The organism is Acidobacteriota bacterium (assembly GCA_039030395.1).
In the GTDB taxonomy this organism is placed as follows: domain Bacteria; phylum Acidobacteriota; class Thermoanaerobaculia; order Multivoradales; family JBCCEF01; genus JBCCEF01.
Map to the genome: position 1 here is coordinate 596,971 of JBCCEF010000001.1, position 20,656 is coordinate 617,626.

Consider the following 20,656-nt stretch of genomic DNA (forward strand, 5'->3'; position numbering starts at 1 on the left):
GGGAACCGGCGAAAGGGCTCCTGATGAACTCGCTCCGCCTCTTCGATCCCCGCCTCGTCGCCGTGACGGCCCGCGCGGCGTGGTGGTCGCAGAGACGGCGCGGGTGATTCTCGAGCCGGTTCTGCCGCCTCGCGTAGAAGCGATCGCCGCGGCCTGCCGGGACGACGCGACGATCGCCTATGCCGTTGCCTTCGACGCCTGCAACCGCCGCCGCGGCGTCTCCCAGCGCGCGGTCGTCCGGATTCCCGAGCTCTCCGGTCTGCCTTCCTACGACCAGCAGTTCTGATTCGCCATACCCGTTCCCCCGAATCCGTATCCGAGGAACCGACCCATGCACAAGCCCGCTTCCCCACGCCACCGCCGTGTCGTGCTCTGGCTGATGATCCTTCTCACTCCCTTCGCCGCCCTGGCCGCGCAGCCCTCCCCCCAGGAGAAGCCGGTGCCGGAGGACTTGCCGGCGCTGCCGGTTGAGATCGCCAGCTTTGGCGCCGCTCTCGCCGAGGACACGCTCTACGTCTATGGCGGTCACGTTGGCACGACCCATCAGCACTCCGTGCAGAACCTGTCGCGCGGCTTCTACAGCCTCGACTTGACGGCTACCGACGCCGGCTGGACGGAACACGACGAAGTGCGCGGCCTGCAGGGCCTCGCCATGGTGGCCGCCGGCAAGTGGGTCTGCCGCATCGGCGGGATGGAGGCGCGCAACGATCAGGACGCGCCGGAAGACGACCTCCACTCGGTGGATGAGGTGGCCTGCTTCGATAGCGAAGGCGAGCGGTGGGTACCCCTACCGCCGCTTTCCGCGGGCCGTTCGTCGCACGACGCGGTGGTCTCCGGCAGCCGCATCTACGCTGTCGGCGGCTGGCAGCTCCGCGGCGAGGGCAACGAGCCGGTCTGGCACGACACCATTGAAGTGATCGACATGGCCGGCGACCGCCAGTGGCGCACCCTGCCCCAGCCCTTCAAGCGACGGGCGCTGACGGCCGCTGCTCACGGCGGCAAGATCTACGCCTTCGGCGGCCTGGGACCGAACGGCACAACCCTCGAGTTCGCTGTCTTCGACGAGCAGACCGAGAGCTGGACCGATAGCGGCTCGATCCCTGAGATGAGTGGCGCAATGCGCGGTTTTGGCATCTCCGCCTTCGGAGTCGAAGATGGTGTGTACCTCTCCGCCAACGACGGCAAAATCCACTTCCTCCAGCCCGACCTGACCTGGCTCGAAGACCTCGCTGAGATGGCGGAGCCGCGTTTCTTCCATCGACTTCTGCCCTATCGAGACCGGCTCCTCGCCGTGGCCGGCGCCTCACGCGAGGGCCACCTCGGCTCCGTCGAGAGCATTGCCCTCGGAGAATCGCCGACCGCGATGGCGGAAGATCGCGCCGCCGCAGCCGTCCGCTGGCCCGGCTTCCGCGGCGCCGGTGCCGAGCCCCTCGCCCCGGAAGAGCTTCCCATCGAATGGGATGACGCCACCTGGCGCATCGCCTTGACCGGCTACGGGCAGTCCTCGCCGGTGATCTGGGGCGGGCAGGTGTTTGTTACCGCCATCGAGGGCGATGAGTCCGAAACCCTGATTCTGTCGGCGATCGACCTCAAGGACGGTAGTGTTCGCTGGCGCCGCCTATTCGAGGCCAGCCAGCCTCACGAAAACAGCCACATGCACAGCCGCGCCGCGCCCACTCCGGTAGTAGACGCCAACGCCGTCTATGCCTTCTGGGAGAGCGGCGACCTCGTAGCCCTATCGCACCAGGGGGAGACCCTGTGGTCCCGCTCCCTCACCGCGGAAGAGGGCGAATTCAAAGGCAACCACGGCGTGGGCAGCTCCCCGGTCCTGGCCGGCGGACTGCTGGTGGTGCAGGTCACCCACTCCGGCCCCTCCTACTTCATGGCCTTCGATCCGGCCACCGGCGAGACCCGCTGGAAGTTGGAGCGACCGGAAGGGGTCGCCTGGACCACGCCGATTGCCATTGACACCAGCGACGCACCGTACCTAGTGTCGAGCGCCGCCGGCCGGGTAGAACTGATCGACGCGGAGAAAGGCGCCGTCGTCTGGTCCGTCGGCGACATCGAGAAGAACCACGTCCCTTCGGTGGTCGCGAGTTGGGACATGATCGTCGCTCCCAGTTCCGATCCGGGACAGAGCCTGGCGCTGGCGGTACGGCCGGACGCCTGGGAGACCCCGCCGGAGGTCCTGTGGCGGCCGGAGGGTGTCGCCTCGGGCTTCGGCTCGCCGGTCATCCACGGCGACGGCGTCCTGTTCCTCAACAAGTCCGGCGTGCTCCAAAAGGTGAACAAGAAAACCGGCGAGCTGGAGTGGCGGCACCGCCTCCCCGCCGCCACCTGGGCCACGCCCATCGCGGTGGCGGATCGCGTCTACTTCTTCTTGAAGGACGGCAACACCGCGGTGCTCGCCCTCGACGACCAAGCCGAGCCGCGAGTGTTGGCAGAGAACGCCATGAGCTTCGAGGATCCCGTCTACGGCGTCGCCCCGACGGCAAACGGCTTCGTGCTGCGGTCCGGCAGCGAACTGGCCCTCGTTAGGGAGGCGGAACGACAACTCGCCGCCACCCAGTAGCAGGTTGCCGAGGGATCCGCTTCTCTCGGCAGCCTGCTCTTTTTTCCACCGGCCGAACACCGTCCCAGCGATCACCTGTGGTGGTCGGTCCACCGTCGGATGCGGAACCTCCACCCTCCGAGCGACGGCCGCAGAAACCAACGGTCGAATGACACTAAGGTGGCCTCGCATTTTCGGCGAGCCCTTCCTCCCACAAGGCCGTGAGCTGCCGCCTGGATTCGAAGCACCGAAAGGGCCGGCGACCACCGCTGGGTAGAGCGAACCAAAGACTCAAGCTCTATTCGGTTTCCTTTCTGCTCGCTGCTGTGTCGAATCTGTTGACATGGCCGCTACGACTTCCAGTTCCTCACCCATTGCGCTGCCCCGGTTGCTTCCGCCGGCCGAGGCTCCCCTCGCGAAGAACGCTTGGCCCGCCGCGCCCAGCGCGGGGGCACCAACCCGAGGCACCGACCCGAGGCTCTTTCAAATCGGCGCGCTGGCCCTCCTGTTGGGTTGGGGTCTCTTCCGCCTCGATCTGGAGGTCCGTCCCGCTCAGGCCCTGACGATCGTTGCTACGGCCTTGGCGGTCCAGGCCCTGGCGACCCGATGGATCGGGTTGCCACGCCTCGATTTGAGGAGCCCCCTGATCTCAGCGATGTCCCTGTGCCTTCTGCTGCGCACCTCGTCGCTCACCCTGGCGATCTTCGCGGCAATCCTCGCCATCGGCAGCAAGTTCCTGATCCGCTCTCGCGGCAAGCACATCTTCAATCCGTCGGCCTTTGCCTTGGTGGTGCTCTTGGCCCTGCCCGGCGATGCGGTGTGGATTTCCGGCGGCCAGTGGGGATCCGCCGCCCTGGCGCTCTTCGCCGTCAGCGGTATCGGTCACCTGGTGGTGCGCCGCGCCAAACGCAGCGACGTGACCTGGGCCTTTCTCATCGCCTACACGGTCCTGCTGTTCGGAAGGGCGACCTGGCTGGGCGATCCCTGGACTATCGGCTGGCACCAACTGTGCCGCGGATCGCTCCTGATCTTCGCCTTCTTCATGATCTCGGACCCGCGAACCGCCCCGAACTCGCGCGGCGGACGGATTCTGTGGGCAACGCTCATCGCAGCCGGTGCGCTGTACATCGAGCACTACCTGTTTCACCCGAACGGCCCCCTGTGGGCGCTGATGGCCGGCGCCCTGCTGGTGCCCGCCATCGACCGCTTGATGCCCGCAGAACGCCACCGCTGGCGCCGCGGTGCTACCTAGATTGGAAAGGAGATCGTCCATGCGATCCGTGATGCTGAGAATCTTGCTGTACTCGCTACTCCCTCTGCTGTGGGCAGCACCGGCCGCCGCCTTCTGCGGTTTCTATGTCGCCCGCGCAGACGCCCGCCTCTACAACGACGCCTCCCAGGTGGTGATGGTGCGCGACGGCGACCGCACGGTGATCACCATGGCGAATGACTACAGCGGCGATCCGCGCGAGTTCGCCATGGTGATTCCGGTACCGAGGCTCCTCCAGCGGGAGCAGATCCACGTTGCCGAGCCGGCCCTGATCGAGCACCTGGACGCCTTCACCGCTCCGCGGCTGGTGGAGTACTTCGATTCGGATCCGTGCGCCCGGTACGAATTCCGAGATCGTGCGATCGCCCTGCAAGAGATGAGCGCGCCCGCCCCGGCGGGAGAACGACAGGAGTTGGCCAAGAGCCTCGGCGTCACCATCGAGGCGACCTACAGCGTGGGCGAGTACGAGATCCTGATTCTCTCCGCCAAAGAGAGCCGCGGCCTGGTCACTTGGCTAACGGACTCCGGCTACAAACTGCCCCCCGGCGCCGAGCCGGTGGTCAACAGCTACCTGAAGCAGAAGCAGTACTTCTTCGTCGCCCGGGTGGACCTCGAGAATCAAGCCCGCCTCGGCGTCGAGCGCCTGCGGCCGCTGCAAGTCGCGTTCGAAAGCCCCCGCTTCATGCTGCCCATTCGCCTCGGAACGGTCAACGCCCGCGGCAAGCAAGAACTGTTCGTCTACGCCTTGACCCGCAGCGGACGGGTGGAGACCACCAACTACCGCACCGTCAAACTCCCTACCGGCGACGAGATCCCGCCCTTCGTCAAGACCGACTTCGCCCGCTTCTACCGCGACATGTTCCGCACCCAGGTGGCGAAGGAAAACCACCGGGCGGTGTTCCTGGAGTACGCCTGGGACATGGCCTGGTGCGACCCCTGTGCCGCCGACCCCCTGTCCCCCAAGGAGTTGAGTGAGCTCGGGGTGTTCTGGCTGGAAGACCACCAGAGCACCCGCGGCGGCGCCGCCAACGTCTTCGTCACCCGTCTCCACCTGCGCTACGACAGCGAACACTTCCCCGACGATCTCCGGTTCCAGGAAACCGGAGACCGCACCAACTTCCAAGGGCGTTACGTCCTGCGTCACCCGTGGCAAGGCAACACGACCTGCCGAGCGGCGGACCAGTACCGGCAGAGTCTGGCCGAACGGCAGCGCCGCGAAGCCGAGACCCTCGCCTCCCTCACCGGCTGGCGACTCGACCAGATCCTCCAGCGCACCGGTGTGCCGACGACCGCCTCGGACGGCGAAGGCGAAGCTCCCTGGTGGCGCAAGATCTGGGGTCGCTAACCGCTCGCAAGTCCCCTCGGCCTGTAGAATGGAACAGGGCGGTCGCCCTGCGCGAACGTCCTCATCCATGACATCGATCCCGAGGAGAATGTGATGAACCAGAAGAACATCGTCCGCCTGCTGCTCGTCGGCGCGGTTCTGTCCCTCGCCGCCGGCGTTGCCCAGGCCCAGGACCTCCACCCCACCCGCCGCCCGAGCCCGATGGCCATGGCGCGAGTGACCCTCGACGACGGCACCTACGTGCGCGTGGTCTACAGCCGGCCCTACCTGCGCGGCCGCGACAACATCTTCGGCAGCGAAGAGAGCGAGGCCCTGGTGCCCTTCGGCAAGGTGTGGCGCACCGGCGCCAACGAGGCCACCGAGATCACCGTCACCGGCGACGTGATGGTGGGCGATAAGACGGTCCCGGCCGGCACCTACTCCCTGTTCACCATTCCCGGCGAGGAAAGATGGGAGGTGCACGTCAACTCCGCTCTGGGCCTGTCCGGCACCGGCCGCTTCGTCGACGGTGAGTTCACCCGGGTGGACCTGCCGGCCACCCACGTCGCGGTGGCCGAAGCCAAGGCCACCACTCTGGAAGAAGAAGTGGACCAGTTCACCATCTCCTTCGAGAAGGTCGAGGACGGCGCCCACATGGTGCTCTCCTGGCATATGACCGAGGTGCGGGTACCCATCAAGCCCGCCGGCTGATCCCTCTGCGGTACCCCAGGAGGCTCCACTGCCTCCTGGGTTTCCCTTCGTTCCATCCTGACCACACGGGTGCCCTCGCGGCGCAACGCAAAGGTTTGTGTATAATAGTATTTAATATTTTTATGTTTATATAAAGAAATATACAAGTGAGCGCTTGTGTATGAGCTCAGCACGAGGACCACCTGCTGGACGGAAGACTCACCACCGCGTGTCTTTTCCACCGTTGTATCGGTTCAATGAATTTGTGCAACAAGGAGCTTATGTGATGTCAAAGAAGCTGGCTCTCTGGCTGCTGACGGCCCTCTTGGTCGCCCTGCCCACCGCCCTTTCCGCCGAAACGCTGCAGAACGGCGTGGACCTCTGGACCACCCCGGCCGACGGCCGGACCTTCGTCGACTTCGCCCACGATCCTCTCCCAGCCGGATTCTTCTGCCCCGGCTCGGAGCCCTTCGCCGGCCGCGTCGTCTTCCGCGGCGTGCCCATCGACACCCGCCCCCGCGGCGCCTTCGGCAACGCCGACACCATCATCCAGCGCCTGGACGATGCCGTCTTCGTGCCGCAGACCGGCCGCCGCGCCGCCCGCACCTTGGTCCGCCAGGGCGACGGACGGGTTGAGCCGCAGAGTTTCCAGGGTCACCTCGTCGCCACCACCCGCGTCCAGGTCGCGGCGCTCCGCTTCGAGAGCTTGAAGCCGATCCGCACCAACTGCGGCACCTTCCGCGTCACCGCCGGTCTGCACGGCGACCAGCCGATCACCGAAATGCTGGTCATCCGCGACGACGAGCAGGGCGGGCGCTTCTACGCGCCGCTCTCCCTCGTCACCAAGCTCACCTTCACCCCGACGGACGGCGGCCTGGCCGTCGATCTGGTCCGGGGCGTCGACTTCCCGGCCCGCTCCAACGCCGTGTGGTCCTTCGCTCCCAAGGACGAGCGGCCTCAAGTGGCCGGCTTCGTGCGAGTGGATGTAGACGGCGACCGCCGCCCGGATGTCTTCCTGCCGGGAACATCCAACTTCGCTGCCGGGTGGAAGAACGGCGAGCCGAGGATCGGCGACGACTTTGCCCAAGCGAGTAGCGGGAGCGAGTGGTACTGCGAGCAACCGCTCGATCCTACCGTTCCCCATTCAGAAGAGCCCGATCCCAACCACTGCCATAACACCCAGCCAGGGCACTGAGTGAAATCCTCGGGAAGGGAGACGGTCAACTCGCCCTTCCCGAGCCAACCACCCTTCCATGGCGGGATCGGTCTATGATCCCGCCATGAATCCTTCCCGCAGTACCCATGAGATCGACGGCGTCGAGCTGCACCTGTCGAGACCGGTCACGGAAACTCCGCCCTGGGTCGGTCAGCGCGAGGTGCTCACCCAGCTTCTCGCCGCCTGGTCGCTGGTGGACGACGACGACCGCCCATTGAATCCGCGCCTGCTGGGCAAGCCCGGCGTCGGCAAGACCACCCTGGCGGCGGCCGCCGCCGCGGCCCTCGACCTGCCCGTGTACATCATGCAGGCGACGATGGACACTCGTCCGGAGGATCTCATCGTCTCGCCGGTGCTGGCGCCGGACGGTGGCGTGCGCTACATGGCTTCGCCGCTGGTCTCCGCGATGCTCACCGGCGGCGCCCTGGTCTTGGACGAAGGCAACCGCATGAGCGAAAAAGCCTGGGCCAGCCTGGCCCCGCTCCTCGACCACCGGCGCTACGTGGACAGCCTGGTGGCCGGCATCAAGATTCCGGCGGATCCGGGATTCCGCTTCGTCTCGACGATGAACGAAGACGCCTCCACCTACGAAATCCCGGACTACATCCACTCGCGTTTGATGCCGCAGATCTACCTCGACTTTCCCGAAGAAGACGAAGAACGCGCCATACTCCAAGAGCAAGTCCCCTTCGCCGACGAAGAGGTCCTCGGCTACGTCCTAAGGTTCCTGAGAACCGCCCACAGCGCCGACCTCCCCTACTCCGTCCGCGACGGCATCAACATCCTCAGATACGCCATGAAAACCCTCCACCGCGGCGACCAGGAACACCCCCAAGAGGCCGTACACCAAGCCCTACAGCTCACCCTAGGCCAAGAAGAAGCCGAAGCCTTCGACCTTTCCTAGCCCCCCAATTCTCCGAGTCAGAGCTTTCGCCCGAACTCGAGCCTGGGTTTCTCGCCCACTGAGGAGGAGCCGGAGAAGCTTCGGTATCGAGAAGAGGCCGGGGTGATCGCCCGAGCCTGGAGCGCAGCCTCCGCGATTAGCCACGGACAACGCCGATTCCCAACGGAGGGGCCGGGGTGATCACCCGAGCACGGAGCGCAGCTGTCTGAGCCTCCACCCACCAGGGAATCGGCGCAAAGTCTTGATAGGAATCAGCCGCCCGACGGCGAGTCAGAGATCCGGCGAGTTCGAGCACCGCGCGCAGGGCGATCACCCCGGCCCCGGCCCGTCGCTCGCAAAACCCAAACCCCCAGCGCCGTTGCTCCCAACGCCACCACGCTAGTCGCCACCCAAAGCGCCCCCACCACCTCCTCCGGCGGCAAGCCCACCCAGGAAAAAACCCTTCCCAACCGAAACCCTCCGGTCAACCCAAACCCCAAAAGCACCACCCCACCAACACTCCACCACCGCCTCCCCCGCAGCGCACGCGCCAACAACCAAGCCAGCGCCGGAAACTGCAGAAGTTGATAGTGGTACCAAGAGATCGGCAACGCCACCAAAGCAAACGAAAGCGCCGCCAGCAGCAGCCGATCCGGCGGCAGCGAGCGATGCATCCACAGCACCCCGCCGGCCAACAGCCCCACCAGCAGCGCCACCCCCAACGACAGGCGAGCGAGCCCCGGCGACAACCGAAATCTCGCGGAGTCGGTGCCCCGAGCCCAGTAGCCGACCGGTCGCTCCCCGGCGTTCGCGACGGTGGCCAGGCGCAGCGCAATCGCCGGCGCCGAAAGATTCGGAGTCGCCGGCGAGCCGTAGGTGAAGCCGGCACTGGCCGAGCGATACGGCGGCTCGCTGATGGCGACGAGAAGCCCTTGGGATGCCAGAACCAGCCCACCCCCAACAACCGCTCCCACCAACAAAGCCCGCCAGCGCTTCTGCAGAGCCGCCACGCCACACAACACCGCCGGCCAGATCTTGAACGCACCGGCCAGACCGATCCACGCCATCGCACCGGCCGGCCGCTGCCCCACCCTCCACAAAGCCGCGGAAAACCACAGCAACAGCAGCGGCTGCACCTGCCCCAGCACCAAATTCTCCTGCACCGTGCCGGCGAGCGCCCACACCGAGAAAACGGCTACGAGAGCGATCCGATCCCCGCCGAGCCAGCGCCAGACGACGACCGCCGCCCCCAGCAGCGAAACTTGACTGATCCAAAACCACACCTGGCGAGCCGCCAGGTCCGAGAAATCGGCCAGCGGAATCAGAACGAATGCGAGCGGCGGGGGGTAGAGAAAGGTGCCCACGGTGTACGGCGACCGGCCGGCGGCAAGCGCCCGGGCAGCCTCCAAATAGGCGACGAAGTCGCCGACATAGCTCTCCAACCGGAACCAAGGCAGCAACACCTGCCGTCCGAAATACACCGCGGCGAGAAACAGCAACCCGACCCCGGTCCACCGGCGCAGGGCTTCACCGTCGGCCGGCGCGGCGAAAGAGCGTCCGATCACGACGGAGAAATACACCCCGTCGCGACCGGCGCCGTAGCCGCCGGATCAATCGTCCGACAGCAGCCTCGGCCAATGCTCATCGGCCTTCTCGATGTTGGCCGCTTGATCTTCTTCCCATTGCGCCTGGATCTTAGCGTTGTAGTTCAAATAGAGCTTGTCGTCCACAATGCGCCAGGCCTCCGGGTCGATGCTGGCGGTCTTGCCGCGGCTCACCGCGTAGGCGCAATAGCCGCCGTACTGCGGCGCATACTTCTCCGGATCGGCGGCGAAGAGATCGCGGTTCTCGGCGCTCGCGAAACGCCATTCGGCGCCCATCCATTGGTGGGCGAAATCATCACTGCCTTTCACCGGCTCGCCGGCCGCGAAGTAGGCCACCGGATCGTAGCCGCGGATCGCCACATCGCTGAAAGTGGCGGTGAACACCGGATCGACACCAGCGAAAGCTACCGCCGGCAGCAACAGGCCAACGAGGAACATCAGGGCCAACGAAACACGAAGTGCCATAGCGAAACCTCCTGGAATTGCATGGTGTGGGGGAATGGGACCGTCCCGAGGCGCCATCCACCGTACTATACGGAGCGATGCAGAACCGAGATGTCTCCCATCCCATTGCCCGCGGCCTGCGAGACCCGGGAGACTGGGCGATGCGGGTCGCGGCGGGGCTCTACCTGCTGCCGGTGCTGCACGATCGCCTGGACTCCGCCGCGGTCGTGCGGGCGACCCTCGAAGCCCTCGACCCGGCGGCGGTGGCGGTGGAACTGCCCACCACCCTGGCGGAAGGCGCCGAGCGCGCGGTGCGGCGGCTGCCCTCGATCTCGGTGGTGATCTCGGAAACGCCCGGCGAAGACGCCCTGCTGTGGACCGTCGCTCCGGGGGATCCCCTGGCCGAAGGGCTGCGCTGGGCGCGGGAGCGGAACCGCCAGCGGGTGTTCATCGACCCCGATCTGCCCTACCGCGAGCGCCATCCGGATCCGGTCCCGGATCCCCACGCCCTGTGGCATCTCGGTGGCCGCTATCTGGAGCTGCTGGCGGAATCGGCCGCCGGTCGCTCGCCGAGCGAGGTCGATCTCCGCCGCGAGGCGGGCATGGCTCACCATCTTGAGCGGGCGCGCTCCGCTCTGGGCAACGGCCGCCTGGTGGCTCTGGTCGGAGCCGCCCATCTCCATCGCCTGGCCGAGCGGCTACGCCGGCCGGCGGCCATCCCCCTCGCCCGGGTGCGGCGGGAGGCCGTCGAGGTACGCCACCTCCACCCTCGCAGCTTGACGGCCTTGCTGCCGGATCCCCCACTCGCCCACGCCGCCTGGGAGCTGCTGCGCGACGGCGAAATACCCGTGGAGCCGGATCTTCCGGCGGTGACCGCCCGCTGCCTCTCGCTGCTGCCGCCGCGCGGACCAGCCGGGCCGCGACCCGTCGATCCGGCACCGGGCGACCGCCAGGCATCCGACCGGCGCCGCCACATCGCCGAAATGGCCGCCGCCCGCGGCGCCCGGCGAGGTTTCGGAGATCGTCCGGCGCTGGATCGACGGCGCCTCGGCCGCACCGTCTGGTCCGTCGCCGCCGCCTCCTACGAGCAGCAGACCGGCGAGACCCTCGCTCCTTGGCAGCGGCGGCTGTTCTTTGACTACACCGGGCGCTATGCCCGGCTCCAGGGCCTCCTCGTGCCGGGCCTCTACGAATGGGTGGTCGGCGCCCGCGGCGTTGCCGACGACAACCTGGCCTGGGAGGTTTTGCAAACGGCCCGGGCCTATCCCTGGCAGGACGAAGAGGCCGAGATCGGAACCGCCGAGATCGACGGCGACGAACTCGATCTCGGCACCCGCCGGGTGCGCTTTCGCCGCCGCTTCTTCCGCGTCAAGCAGCGACCGGTAGCGGCCCTGCCGTTGCAAGAACGCCCTACACCGGAGGATCCGAAGGAGTGGCTCTCCGGCTTCCGCCCCGGCGCCGGCCTCTGCTCCTACCCGCCGGAGGATCTGGTCGTCGAGGACTACGGGCGCTTTCTGCGGGCCCGGGCGGAGGGGCTGCTGTCGGCGGAGCTGGCGCGCTCGGAGCCCTTTTCGAGCAGCCTGCTGGACGGCATCGACCTGCGCGAGACCCTCCGCCGGCCGGACGACGGACGCCTGTGGGTGCGGGAACTCCGGCGGGTCCCGGGGCGCGCCGGATCGGTGGTGGTGCTGTTCGATTCCGGACCGGCGGAGGACCGCTATCCCTACCGCATGACCTGGCTCGGCGAACACGAGGACGAGTCGGACATGGCCTTCTACAGCACCCATCCGGCGAGCCAGGTGGTCGGGCCGGGCATTCTGCGCGCCACCTACGGCGGCTTCCTGATGACCTGGCCGCCGGGGCGCCTGTACGACGTTTGGCTGGATCCGGATTACCGTTCCGCCCGCACGGCGGGCGAGGTACTGGTGCGAGCGGGGATTGACTACAGCGAAGATCGCCTGGTGGCCCACGTGGCGGCACGGCCTCCGGGCCGTGGGCTGCACGCCTATGCGGTCTCACGCGGCAAGCGCCTGGTCCACATCCCACTGGGTTCGCTGTCGCCTCAGGTGCTGCGCAAGATCCGCGTGCTGCACATCCTCGCCGGCCACGATCGGCGCGCCGTGGCCAACCAATACATTTGGTGAGGGGGCTGTGCGCCCCCCTCAGTCCGAAAAAGTGTCATTTTTCGGGTCTCACCCCCATTCCCGGCGGCCAGCCGCCGCCTCGGTCTTCGCCCTCGGAAGCGATCTGCTCGAAAAGCAGATCGCTCTTTCTCCGATCGAGTTAGGCGGAGGCCTTCTCCGTCAGTTCGCCGCGCAGATTGAGGGACATGCGCCGGCGCACCTCATCCACTCCGAGGTCTAGGCTCAGCAGATAGACGAGCTTGGTGAGAGCGGCTTCCGAGGTCATATCGCGGCCGCAGGTCACGCCGGCCCGGCCGAGGGCAGAGCCGGGAGCGTAGTCGTCCATGTCGACAGTGCCGTAGAGGCACTGGGTGCAGTTGACCACCACCACCCCCCGCGCCGTCGCCTCGGCCAGCACCGCCAGCAGCTCCGGCTCCTCCGGCGCGTTGCCCACTCCGTAGGTTTCGAGCACCACCCCTTCCGTCGGCGGTTGCAGGGCGTTGCGCAAGATCTCCCGGGAGATGCCGGGAAAGATCTTCAGGGCGATCACCTCCGCCGGCCTGACCTCGGTGAAGTGCGGCCGCTTCGGGGTGTCGGCGGCGCCACGGTGAGGTCGCCGCACCAGGTCCGAGCGCACCTCGAGGTCGACTCCCGCAAGCCCCAAGGGCGGGAAGTTGGGTGACTCGAAGGCGTCGAAGCCGCCGGCGCTGACCTTGGTCGAACGGTTGCCGCGCAGCAGCCGATCTCCGAAGAACAGGCACACCTCGGGGATCGGGAAACGGGCGGCGATCTGCAGCGCCGTCACCAGATTGGTACGGGCGTCGCTCCGCACCTCGATCAGCGGAATCTGCGAACCGGTGAAAATCACCGGCTTGGTGATGCCGTCGAGGGCGAAGGACAGCGCGGAGGCGGAGTAGGCCATGGTGTCGGTACCGTGGATGACGATGAAGCCGTCGAACTCGTCCCACTGTTCCAATACCGGCCGGCCGATCCGCATCCAGTCCTGCGGCGCCATGTTGGACGAGTCGAGCAGCGGATCGAACTCGCCGATGACGAACTCCGGCATCTCCTCGGCGTGGAGTTCTGGCATCCCCGCCATGCGCCGGGCCAAGTAGCCGGGAGCCGGGCGATAGCCGTCCGCGCCGGCCTGCATGCCGATGGTGCCGCCGGTGTTGGCGATGTACACGCGCTTCTCGCTCACTGATTCTCCTCCGCGGCGCGATTCTATGCCGAGCGAGCCTGCCGCCGACGGGATACCATGACCCCTCGAGCCCCACCCTTCGATGCGACGCCTCGTACCGCTTCTCCTGCTCGCCGTCACGGCGCTCTTCGCCTTCACCCTGCGGGTGGATGTGGTCTCCCACCTGCCGCCGGGCCTCGACGCCATCCACCGCGATGCGGAAGAGCGCCCGTTCCTGCACGCCGGAGATCCCTTCTACCACCTGCGCCAAAGCCGGGCGATCCTGGAGCGCGGCGCGGTGGGCACCCGCACCGTCGACGGACGTCCCTGGGACGACCTCAGTTTCGCACCGGCGGGCCGGCCGGTGCGCTCCAATCTGCTGCACCCCTTGCAGGCCGGGCTGGTACGCCTCTCGGGCAGCCGGTTGGCGCCGATGTCGGTGGTTTACTACCTGCCGGCGGTGCTGGCGGCGCTCCTCGTCGTCTTCGTCTTCATTCTCGGCCGGCGCCTCGGCGGCGTCGGATGCGGTTTGGCTGCGGCGCTGCTCGCCGCGATCCACCCGGAACTCGTCTCCCACACTCACGCCGGCATGGCGGACACCACTTCCTTGAGCCTGCTGCTGTTGACCGGCAGCCTCACCCTGGTGCCGCCGCTGGGAGACGCTCTCCTCGCCCGCCGCCCGGCGGCCGCTGCCGGCTGGAGTGCGGCGCTCGGCCTGGTGCTTCTCGCCTTCCGGGCGACCTGGGTGGGGTGGGTGGCCGCCGCCGGCCTGGCCGCCCTGGGATTGCTCCTGTGGGGACTCATGAAGCCGCCCGAAAGCCGGCAAGCCGGACGGACGCGGGGGCCGTTGATCGCTCTCGGGGCCGTCCTCGCCGCCGGCGCCGGCGGCATCGCCCTCTCCGTCGCCGGCAAGTTCGGCCGCTACTCCGGAGTCGAGGTGGACGAGTCCTTTCCCCTCGGCACCGACCAGGTGCTCGAACTCGCCGGCCTGGCGCCGACAGAGGTGTTGAGCCGGCTCTCCTGGCCCCTCGCCCTCGCCGCCTTGGCGGGCCTCGCCGCCGCCCTGCCGCGACGCGCCGGTCCCGCGCGGCCGCTGGCAGCGACGCTCGGCCTGTGGCTGCTGCCGGCGGCGGTGGCGGGAACCCTCGCCATGCGCTTTCTGGTGTTGGCCGTTCCGCCCCTGGCGCTGCTGGCGGCCTACGGCGGCAGCAGCCTCCTCGGCCGACTGGGTCCGCGGCCGCGGCTGCGGATCGCCATCGCTGTGACCACCCTCGCCGGCGTCGGCACAACCTTCATGCCGCGCTACGAGGTGTTTCGCCAGCGCACACCGGTGGTCGATCAGGCGGTGATGATGGCCGCCGACGCCATCGAGCGCGCCTCGCCGGCGAATGCCATCGTCAATCTTTGGTGGGACCACGGCTACCTCTACTCGGCACTGGCGAATCGGCCGGTGATTCTGGACGGCGGCAGCTTCCAGAGCCGGCGCCTTTACTGGATCTCCCGCGCCCTCACCACCCACGACCCCACCCTCGCCCGGCAGATCCTCCGGCTGATCGATTGCGGCGCCGAGGAGACCGTCTACGATGCCGTGCGCCTCGACACTCCGAGTGCCGAACGAGCAATCACCACTCTGCACCACGCCCTGCGCCGGGAGGATGCGCGCCGCCGGATCGAAACGCTCCTCGGCAACGGCCTCACCGGGGAGACTGCCAGCGTGGTCGAACGGGCGCTCTCTTGCCGCCCTCCCAAGGCTTGGTGGGTGGTGTCGAGCGACCTTCTCGCCAAAACCACCTCCTGGGCCCACTACGGTTCCTGGGACTTTTCGTCAACGGCCGAGGCCCGGCCGTCCGGCCCCGGCGACATCACCGCCACCTCCGCCTGTCAGTTGATCGGCTCCCAACTCGAATGCCGCAACGGCTTCCGGGCCGACCTCTCGGACCCGCGCTGGAGCGACCGAAGCATGCCGGGGCACTTCGCCTACCGCGGTCCGGTGCGGCTGGACGGTCTGGTGCCGGTGGTCTACCAGCAAGGTCGTGGGCTGCGGATGGTGTATGTCACGCGGGAACTGGCGGACAGCCTGTTCGCCCGGCTGTACTTCGAGAACGGCCGCGGCCTGGAGCACTTCCGGCTGCACCACGAGTCGAACCTGCCGGAGACCGACAAACGGGTGCTGGTCTACGAAGTCCTTTGGGACTGATCCGGTAGCAGGGTGCTGAAAAACTTGTCAGCACCATGCTCCGAGCCTGAAAGGCTGGGCGCCCCCGGACGAGGCGGCGCCGTAGGCGCCGTGGATGGGGTGAGCCCGAAAACATTGGTGTTTTCGGGTGAGGGGCGGACCGCGGGCGGGCGCCCAGCCCCCTGAAAAGAAAGCTAGCAGGGCAGCTGAAAGAATAGGCCGAAGGCCTTTTTCAGCAACCTGGTAGCTCGATGCCCTGCTCGCGGAGCTGGCGTTCCGCTTGTTCCGCCCAGCCGCGGTTGGCGGCGGGGCTGGCCGGGCTGGGATGCAGGATGCGCCCGATCTCCAGGTCCATTCCCTGGAGGCACCGGCGCGCCCGCCCCTCGGCGAAGGCGCCGATACCGATCACCCAGCGCGGCGTCAGGTGCTCGATGGTGCGCCGCAGTTGCAGGTCGCATTCCGCAAACAGAACTTCCCGCTCCTCCACCGGGAGCTTGTCCGGCGTGCGGTTTTTTCCGCTCTCCTCCATGAAAGCCATAGGACAGTAGTTGGCGACGAAAAATCGCTCGAAAAATCGCTCCGGGGTACCGAAGCGATCCCGCGCCCAGCCCCACAACCGCCGACCGCTGACCTCGCTGCGCCGGCAGTCGAATCCCTCGACGGGGCGCTTGGGATGCTCCCGAACGGGGCTTTCGACAGCCCCCTCGATACCCATCCAGTCCCGCACCAGCGCCACCTCACCGAAGGGCACTCCGGTCTGCACCATGCCCCACGGCCCCGGATTCATTCCCAAGAGAACCACTTCCTTGGGACCGGCGCCGAAGCGCTCGACGTACTGGCTCCAGGTGCTCCGGGCGTGGTCGAGAGGATTGTAGACGTGGGTGACCGGCGGCGCGAAGGTCAACGGCCGCAGTGCCGCCGACAGGTCGGCGGAGATTTCGAGCAGGGTCATGATCCGGCGGGCGGTGCCGCCTTCGCCCCTACCGCTTCCATGGCTTTCTGACCGAGGGCCCGCGCCACCGCGGCACCCAGGGCGTAAGTGGCAAAGGCCCACAGAGCCCCCAGCGACAGGGCGCCGACATAACCGGCCCAGAGAAATCCATCCGCCGGCAGGACGCCGGCAACCAGGGCCACATCGTCACCGCGCAGCAGTTCCGACGAAGCGCTCCACGGACCGACGGCGGTGACCAGGATGGAGCCGATCTCGTAGGCGTCGCCGGTCAGCGACAGGAACGGCGCCAGAGCAAAGGGCAGCGACGCCCCGAAGAGCAGGGCGCGGCCGGCGCGGGCGGCGCGACGCAGCGCCCACACTCCGGGGAGCAGGGTCAACACGAAGGGAGCCAAGTCCGTCGCCAGGTACACCAGGTCGCTACCGCCCGTATCGAAGCCGGAAAGGCGCCCCGCATACTCGGAACCGGCGACCACGAAGGGGATGATTCGCGCCAGCAAGGCACCGCCATAGAGGGTATCGATTTCCAACCGAGTCACCTCGCCGCCGGCCAGCAGGCAGCCGTAGGCGTGCAGCAGTTCATGGAGCGGTACATACACCAACCAGCCGGCGATCAGACCCAAGGCCATCAACCCCAGGCTGCCGTAGCCGGTCAAGGTGTGCTGTTGGCCGCGCAGCACGTCGCGCAGCGGAAGAAGCAGAACATCGAACGGGCGCATCGGTACGGAGGTCGGCCTCGAAAAGTCGCGTCGGAGGGGATCGGTGCGGAAGCGGTGGCAAGATTCTAGCAGGGAAGTTTTCGTGAATTGCCCTCGTTCGCGTCGTTGAACCCTCCGGCTCGGCCGGACGTACCACATAGCGACCGAGGCGGTCGCTACCGCCGGTGATGCATCGACATGAGGTTGACCCGGTCAACTGCGTGAGCGGAGAATACAGAAGCAAAAGGCCGACAACGTCCAAACGCCGATCAACAGAAGGGAATCCCTATGAAGACCGTCCATCTCAAATCCAACCTGCTCCGCGCTTCGCTGCTCTTTGCCCTTCTCCTCGGCGCGGCCCTGCTGCTCACCGCTCCGGCCATGGCGACCCCGCAGGACGACGAACTGGCCGCCAGCGAGGAAACGGCCGAAGCTTTCGACGAGAAGGTCACCCTCTACATGACCACCTGGTGCGGCTGGTGCCGCAAGACCACCACGCTGCTCAACGAGCTGGGTGTGCCCTTCCGCTCCGTCGACATCGAGACCGACGCCGAAGGCAACGCAGAGTTCCGCCGCCTGGGCAACGGTCAGGGCGGCATTCCGCTGGTCGACATCGACGGCACGCTGATCCGCGGCTACAAAGAGGCCGAAATTCGCCGCCTGATCGGTGAGCTGGAAGCTAGCGGAAAGGAAGGCGACGAGAGCTAACCGCTCTCGTTCTGCACCTCCAGGCGATGGAGACATCAAGGCCCGCGCGCTGCGCGGGCCTTTCCTTATGGCGCTTCGGGCGCTACCTACCTCTCAATCGATTGGAACGGTAGGAACAGAGGGCTGGAACAGCCCCCTTAGGAGCCCGTGGTGAAAGTCCCGTGGGTCGCGGTGGGAGCGCTTTGCCTCCGTCCGCAAGGCGTCGAAGCGCAGGCGATGCGGTGCCATCGTTGAGCTTCGGCAACGTAGCGGCCGGTGGCAAACCGCCCCAACCCGAAGGGCGCATGGGACTTTCACCACGGGCTCCTAACCGTTCAATTCGCGACGATATTGACCAGGCGGCCGGGCACGACGATCACCTTCCGCACCGTCTTGCCCTCGATGAAGGCAGCCGCCCCGTCGCAGGCCAGGGCCTTCGTCTCGGCGTCCTCCTTGGAGATACCCGCCGGCACCTGCAGGCGATCCCGCACCTTGCCGTTGACCTGCACCACCAAGGTGATTTCGTCCTCCTCGGTGGCCGCTTCGTCGAGTTCCGGCCAGGCGGCGAGGTGGACGGACTCCTGGTTTCCAATGCGCCGCCAGAGCTCGTCGGCGAAGTGCGGCGCGATCGGCGCCAACATCCGCAGATAGATCGAAATCGCCTCATCCCAGGCCTCGCCCGCGGCGCCGCCTTCCTGGGCGATGCGGGACATCTCGTTCAGCAGCTCCATCAACGCCGACACGGTGGTGTTGAACTGGAAGGTCTCGAAGTCGCGGGTCACCGCCTCCAGGGTCTGGTGCACCTTGCGGCGCAGATCCCGGGCCAGGGCCGGCGCCTTGTCGGACACCGCCGGCGGCGCCAGCACCAACCCCCAAGAGCGCCGCAGCCAGCGGGCGGTGCCCTCGATGCCGGCGCTCGACCAGGGTGCCCCCTGCTCCCAACGGGCGAAGAACATCAAGAACGCGCGCAGCGCGTCGCTGCCGTACTGCTCCACCAGTTCGTCCGGCGCCACCACGTTGCCGCGGCTCTTGGACATCTTTTCCGAGTCCTCGCCGAGAATGATGCCCTGGTTGCGTAGCTGCAGCATCGGCTCGTCGCCGGCGGTGATCCCCATGTCGCGGCACGCCTTGTGAAAAAAGCGCGTGTAGATCAAGTGCATGGTGGCGTGCTCGATGCCCCCAGTGTAGGTGTCCACGGGCATCCAGTAGGCGTACTCGTCGCGGTCGAAAAGGTGGCCGTCGCGATTCCCCGGCCGGCCCTTGAAGGTCAAGTAGCGCAGGTGGTACCAGGACGAGTCGACAAAGGTGTCCATGGTGTCCGTGTCGCGCTCGCCGGCCGCTCCGCAGCGCGGGCAGTCGACGTTCTTCCAGGTCGGGTGGAGCTTCAACGGGCTCTCGCCGGTCGGCAGCCACTCGACCTCCTGCGGCAAGCACACCGGCAAGTCCTCCGCCGGCACCGGCACGGCGCCACAGTTCGGGCAGTAGATCACCGGAATCGGCGCCCCCCAATAGCGCTGCCGGGAGACCAGCCAGTCCCGCAGCCGGTAGGTCACGGAGCGGCGGCCGATGCCGCGCTCGTCGAGATACGCGATGGTGTCCGGCACCGCCCGGTCCGCCGGGGTGCCGGACAGCTCGCCGGAGGCGGTCATCGTGCCGTGGGCCGGCACCGCCTCGGTCATCGTCGCCGGATCGAGGTTCTCATCGCCCGCCGGCTCCACCACCGGCCGGATCTCCAAATCGAACCGGCGGGCGAATTCGAAGTCCCGCTGGTCGTGAGCCGGCACCGCCATGATCGCGCCGGTACCGTAGGTCATCAGAACGTAGTCGGCGATCCACACCGGCACTCGTTCGCCGTTCACCGGATTGACCGCGTAGCCGCCCGTGAACACGCCGGTCTTCTCGCGGTCGGCAGACTCCCGCTGGACGTCCGTCTGGCGGCCCGCCTCGGTGACATAGGCTTCGACGGCGGCGCGCCGCTCGTCGGTGGTCAGAGTCTCGACCAGCGGGTGCTCCGGCGCCAGCACCATGAAGGTCACTCCCCACAGGGTGTCCGGCCGGGTGGTGAACACTTCGAGATCCGCGTCGCCTTCCGTTTGGAACTCCACCGCAGCCCCCTCAGAGCGCCCGATCCAGCGATTCTGGAGAGTTTGCACCCGCTCCGGCCAATCGATGCCTTCGAAGTCGAGCAGCTCCTCGACGTAGCGGGTGGTGCGGAAGAACCACTGGGCCAGTTCCTTACGCACCACCGGCGTGCCGCAGCGTTCGCAGTGACGGTCGTCGCCGATCACCTGCTCGCGGGCCAGGGTGGTGTTGCAGGACGGGCACCAGTCCACCGGCGCCCGCTTGCGGTAGGCCAGATCGTGCTCCAAGAGCTGGGTGAAGAGCCACTGGGTCCAGCGGTAGTATTCCGGATCCGCCGACACCATCTCCCGGCGCCAGTCGAACATCGCACCCATGGTGCGGAGCTGGTCGCGCATGCGCTCGATGTTGGCGTAGGTCCACTTCGCCGGGTGGATGTTGTTCTTGATCGCCGCGTTCTCCGCCGGCAGGCCGAAGGCGTCGAAGCCCATCGGAAACAGCACGTTCTTGCCCCGCATGCGCTGGAAGCGGGCCCGCGCATCGGAGGGGGTCAGGGCATACCAGTGGCCGATGTGCAGGTCCCCGGACGGGTACGGCAGCATGGTCAGCGCATAGTGCGCTTCTTTCTCCGGATCGATATCCGAACGGTAAAGGCCCTCTTCTTCCCACCGCTGGTGCCAGCGCGGCTCGATCTCAGACGGGTTGTACTCGGGGACGTCGCGGGGATGACTCATGGTTGCTACCTGGGAATGGATAGGAATCTGGGGGCCAGTACGGGGATC

The 20,656-nt window shown here is 67.3% G+C and carries 16 protein-coding genes; 10 read left to right on the top strand and 6 right to left on the bottom strand.

All coding sequences use genetic code 11. The features are described 5' to 3' along the window. Positions 1-103: 103 nt before the first annotated feature. From AAF481_02295 to AAF481_02325, 7 genes are all read left to right on the top strand, one after another. The gene (locus AAF481_02295; GenBank protein MEM7479978.1) at positions 104-286 is read left to right on the top strand and encodes a hypothetical protein; all 183 of its coding nucleotides are present in this window, start codon (positions 104-106) and stop codon (positions 284-286) included. 45 nt (positions 287-331) lie between these two features. Next, complete coding sequence (locus tag AAF481_02300; GenBank protein ID MEM7479979.1) at positions 332-2,572, top strand: PQQ-binding-like beta-propeller repeat protein; 2,241 nt, start codon at positions 332-334, stop codon at positions 2,570-2,572. A gap of 487 nt (positions 2,573-3,059) precedes the next feature. Continuing rightward, the gene (locus tag AAF481_02305; GenBank protein ID MEM7479980.1) at positions 3,060-3,803 is read left to right on the top strand and encodes an RnfABCDGE type electron transport complex subunit D; all 744 of its coding nucleotides are present in this window, start codon (positions 3,060-3,062) and stop codon (positions 3,801-3,803) included. A gap of 19 nt (positions 3,804-3,822) precedes the next feature. Continuing rightward, positions 3,823-5,166 carry a DUF2330 domain-containing protein gene (locus AAF481_02310; protein ID MEM7479981.1) on the top strand — a complete coding sequence of 448 codons (1,344 nt, stop codon included), beginning with the start codon at positions 3,823-3,825 and terminating at the stop codon, positions 5,164-5,166. Positions 5,167-5,259: 93 nt separating this feature from the next. Next, a complete protein-coding gene (locus AAF481_02315) occupies positions 5,260-5,856 on the top strand; it encodes a DUF2911 domain-containing protein (GenBank protein MEM7479982.1) in 597 nt (198 codons plus the stop codon). Positions 5,857-6,121: 265 nt separating this feature from the next. Further along, positions 6,122-7,030: a hypothetical protein gene (locus AAF481_02320; GenBank protein ID MEM7479983.1), complete on the top strand. Its 909-nt coding sequence runs from the start codon at positions 6,122-6,124 to the stop codon at positions 7,028-7,030. A gap of 85 nt (positions 7,031-7,115) precedes the next feature. Next, positions 7,116-7,955 carry a MoxR family ATPase gene (locus AAF481_02325; protein ID MEM7479984.1) on the top strand — a complete coding sequence of 280 codons (840 nt, stop codon included), beginning with the start codon at positions 7,116-7,118 and terminating at the stop codon, positions 7,953-7,955. A 251-nt stretch (positions 7,956-8,206) separates the two neighbouring features. Here the strand turns inward: AAF481_02325 and AAF481_02330 are convergent, their stop codons facing one another. Next, positions 8,207-9,499 carry a glycosyltransferase family 87 protein gene (locus AAF481_02330; GenBank protein MEM7479985.1) on the bottom strand — a complete coding sequence of 431 codons (1,293 nt, stop codon included), beginning with the start codon at positions 9,497-9,499 and terminating at the stop codon, positions 8,207-8,209. Between the two features lie 45 nt (positions 9,500-9,544). Further along, the gene (locus AAF481_02335) at positions 9,545-10,003 is read right to left on the bottom strand and encodes a YHS domain-containing (seleno)protein (GenBank protein MEM7479986.1); all 459 of its coding nucleotides are present in this window, start codon (positions 10,001-10,003) and stop codon (positions 9,545-9,547) included. Positions 10,004-10,080: 77 nt separating this feature from the next. Between AAF481_02335 and AAF481_02340 the strand changes: the two genes are divergently transcribed. Next, entirely contained in the window at positions 10,081-12,126 is a 2,046-nt protein-coding gene (locus tag AAF481_02340; protein MEM7479987.1) for a hypothetical protein, read from the top strand. A 139-nt stretch (positions 12,127-12,265) separates the two neighbouring features. Here the strand turns inward: AAF481_02340 and ansA are convergent, their stop codons facing one another. Then, the gene (ansA, locus tag AAF481_02345; protein MEM7479988.1) at positions 12,266-13,306 is read right to left on the bottom strand and encodes an asparaginase; all 1,041 of its coding nucleotides are present in this window, start codon (positions 13,304-13,306) and stop codon (positions 12,266-12,268) included. An 82-nt stretch (positions 13,307-13,388) separates the two neighbouring features. Between ansA and AAF481_02350 the strand changes: the two genes are divergently transcribed. Continuing rightward, positions 13,389-15,482: an STT3 domain-containing protein gene (locus tag AAF481_02350; protein ID MEM7479989.1), complete on the top strand. Its 2,094-nt coding sequence runs from the start codon at positions 13,389-13,391 to the stop codon at positions 15,480-15,482. 211 nt (positions 15,483-15,693) lie between these two features. On the opposite strand, the gene AAF481_02355 is transcribed toward AAF481_02350, so the two are convergent. Further along, on the bottom strand, positions 15,694-16,413 hold the full coding sequence (locus AAF481_02355; protein ID MEM7479990.1) for a uracil-DNA glycosylase family protein: 720 nt from the start codon (positions 16,411-16,413) through the stop codon (positions 15,694-15,696). Continuing rightward, positions 16,410-17,129 carry a hypothetical protein gene (locus AAF481_02360; protein ID MEM7479991.1) on the bottom strand — a complete coding sequence of 240 codons (720 nt, stop codon included), beginning with the start codon at positions 17,127-17,129 and terminating at the stop codon, positions 16,410-16,412. Before AAF481_02360 ends, AAF481_02355 begins: the two co-directional genes overlap by 4 nt. Positions 17,130-17,396: 267 nt before the next feature. Here AAF481_02360 and AAF481_02365 point away from each other — a divergent pair, with 267 nt between their 5' ends. Further along, positions 17,397-17,816: a glutaredoxin family protein gene (locus AAF481_02365; GenBank protein MEM7479992.1), complete on the top strand. Its 420-nt coding sequence runs from the start codon at positions 17,397-17,399 to the stop codon at positions 17,814-17,816. A 314-nt stretch (positions 17,817-18,130) separates the two neighbouring features. Here AAF481_02365 and leuS read toward each other — a convergent pair whose 3' ends face one another. After that, positions 18,131-20,608: a leucine--tRNA ligase gene (leuS, locus tag AAF481_02370; GenBank protein ID MEM7479993.1), complete on the bottom strand. Its 2,478-nt coding sequence runs from the start codon at positions 20,606-20,608 to the stop codon at positions 18,131-18,133. Positions 20,609-20,656: the final 48 nt, after the last annotated feature.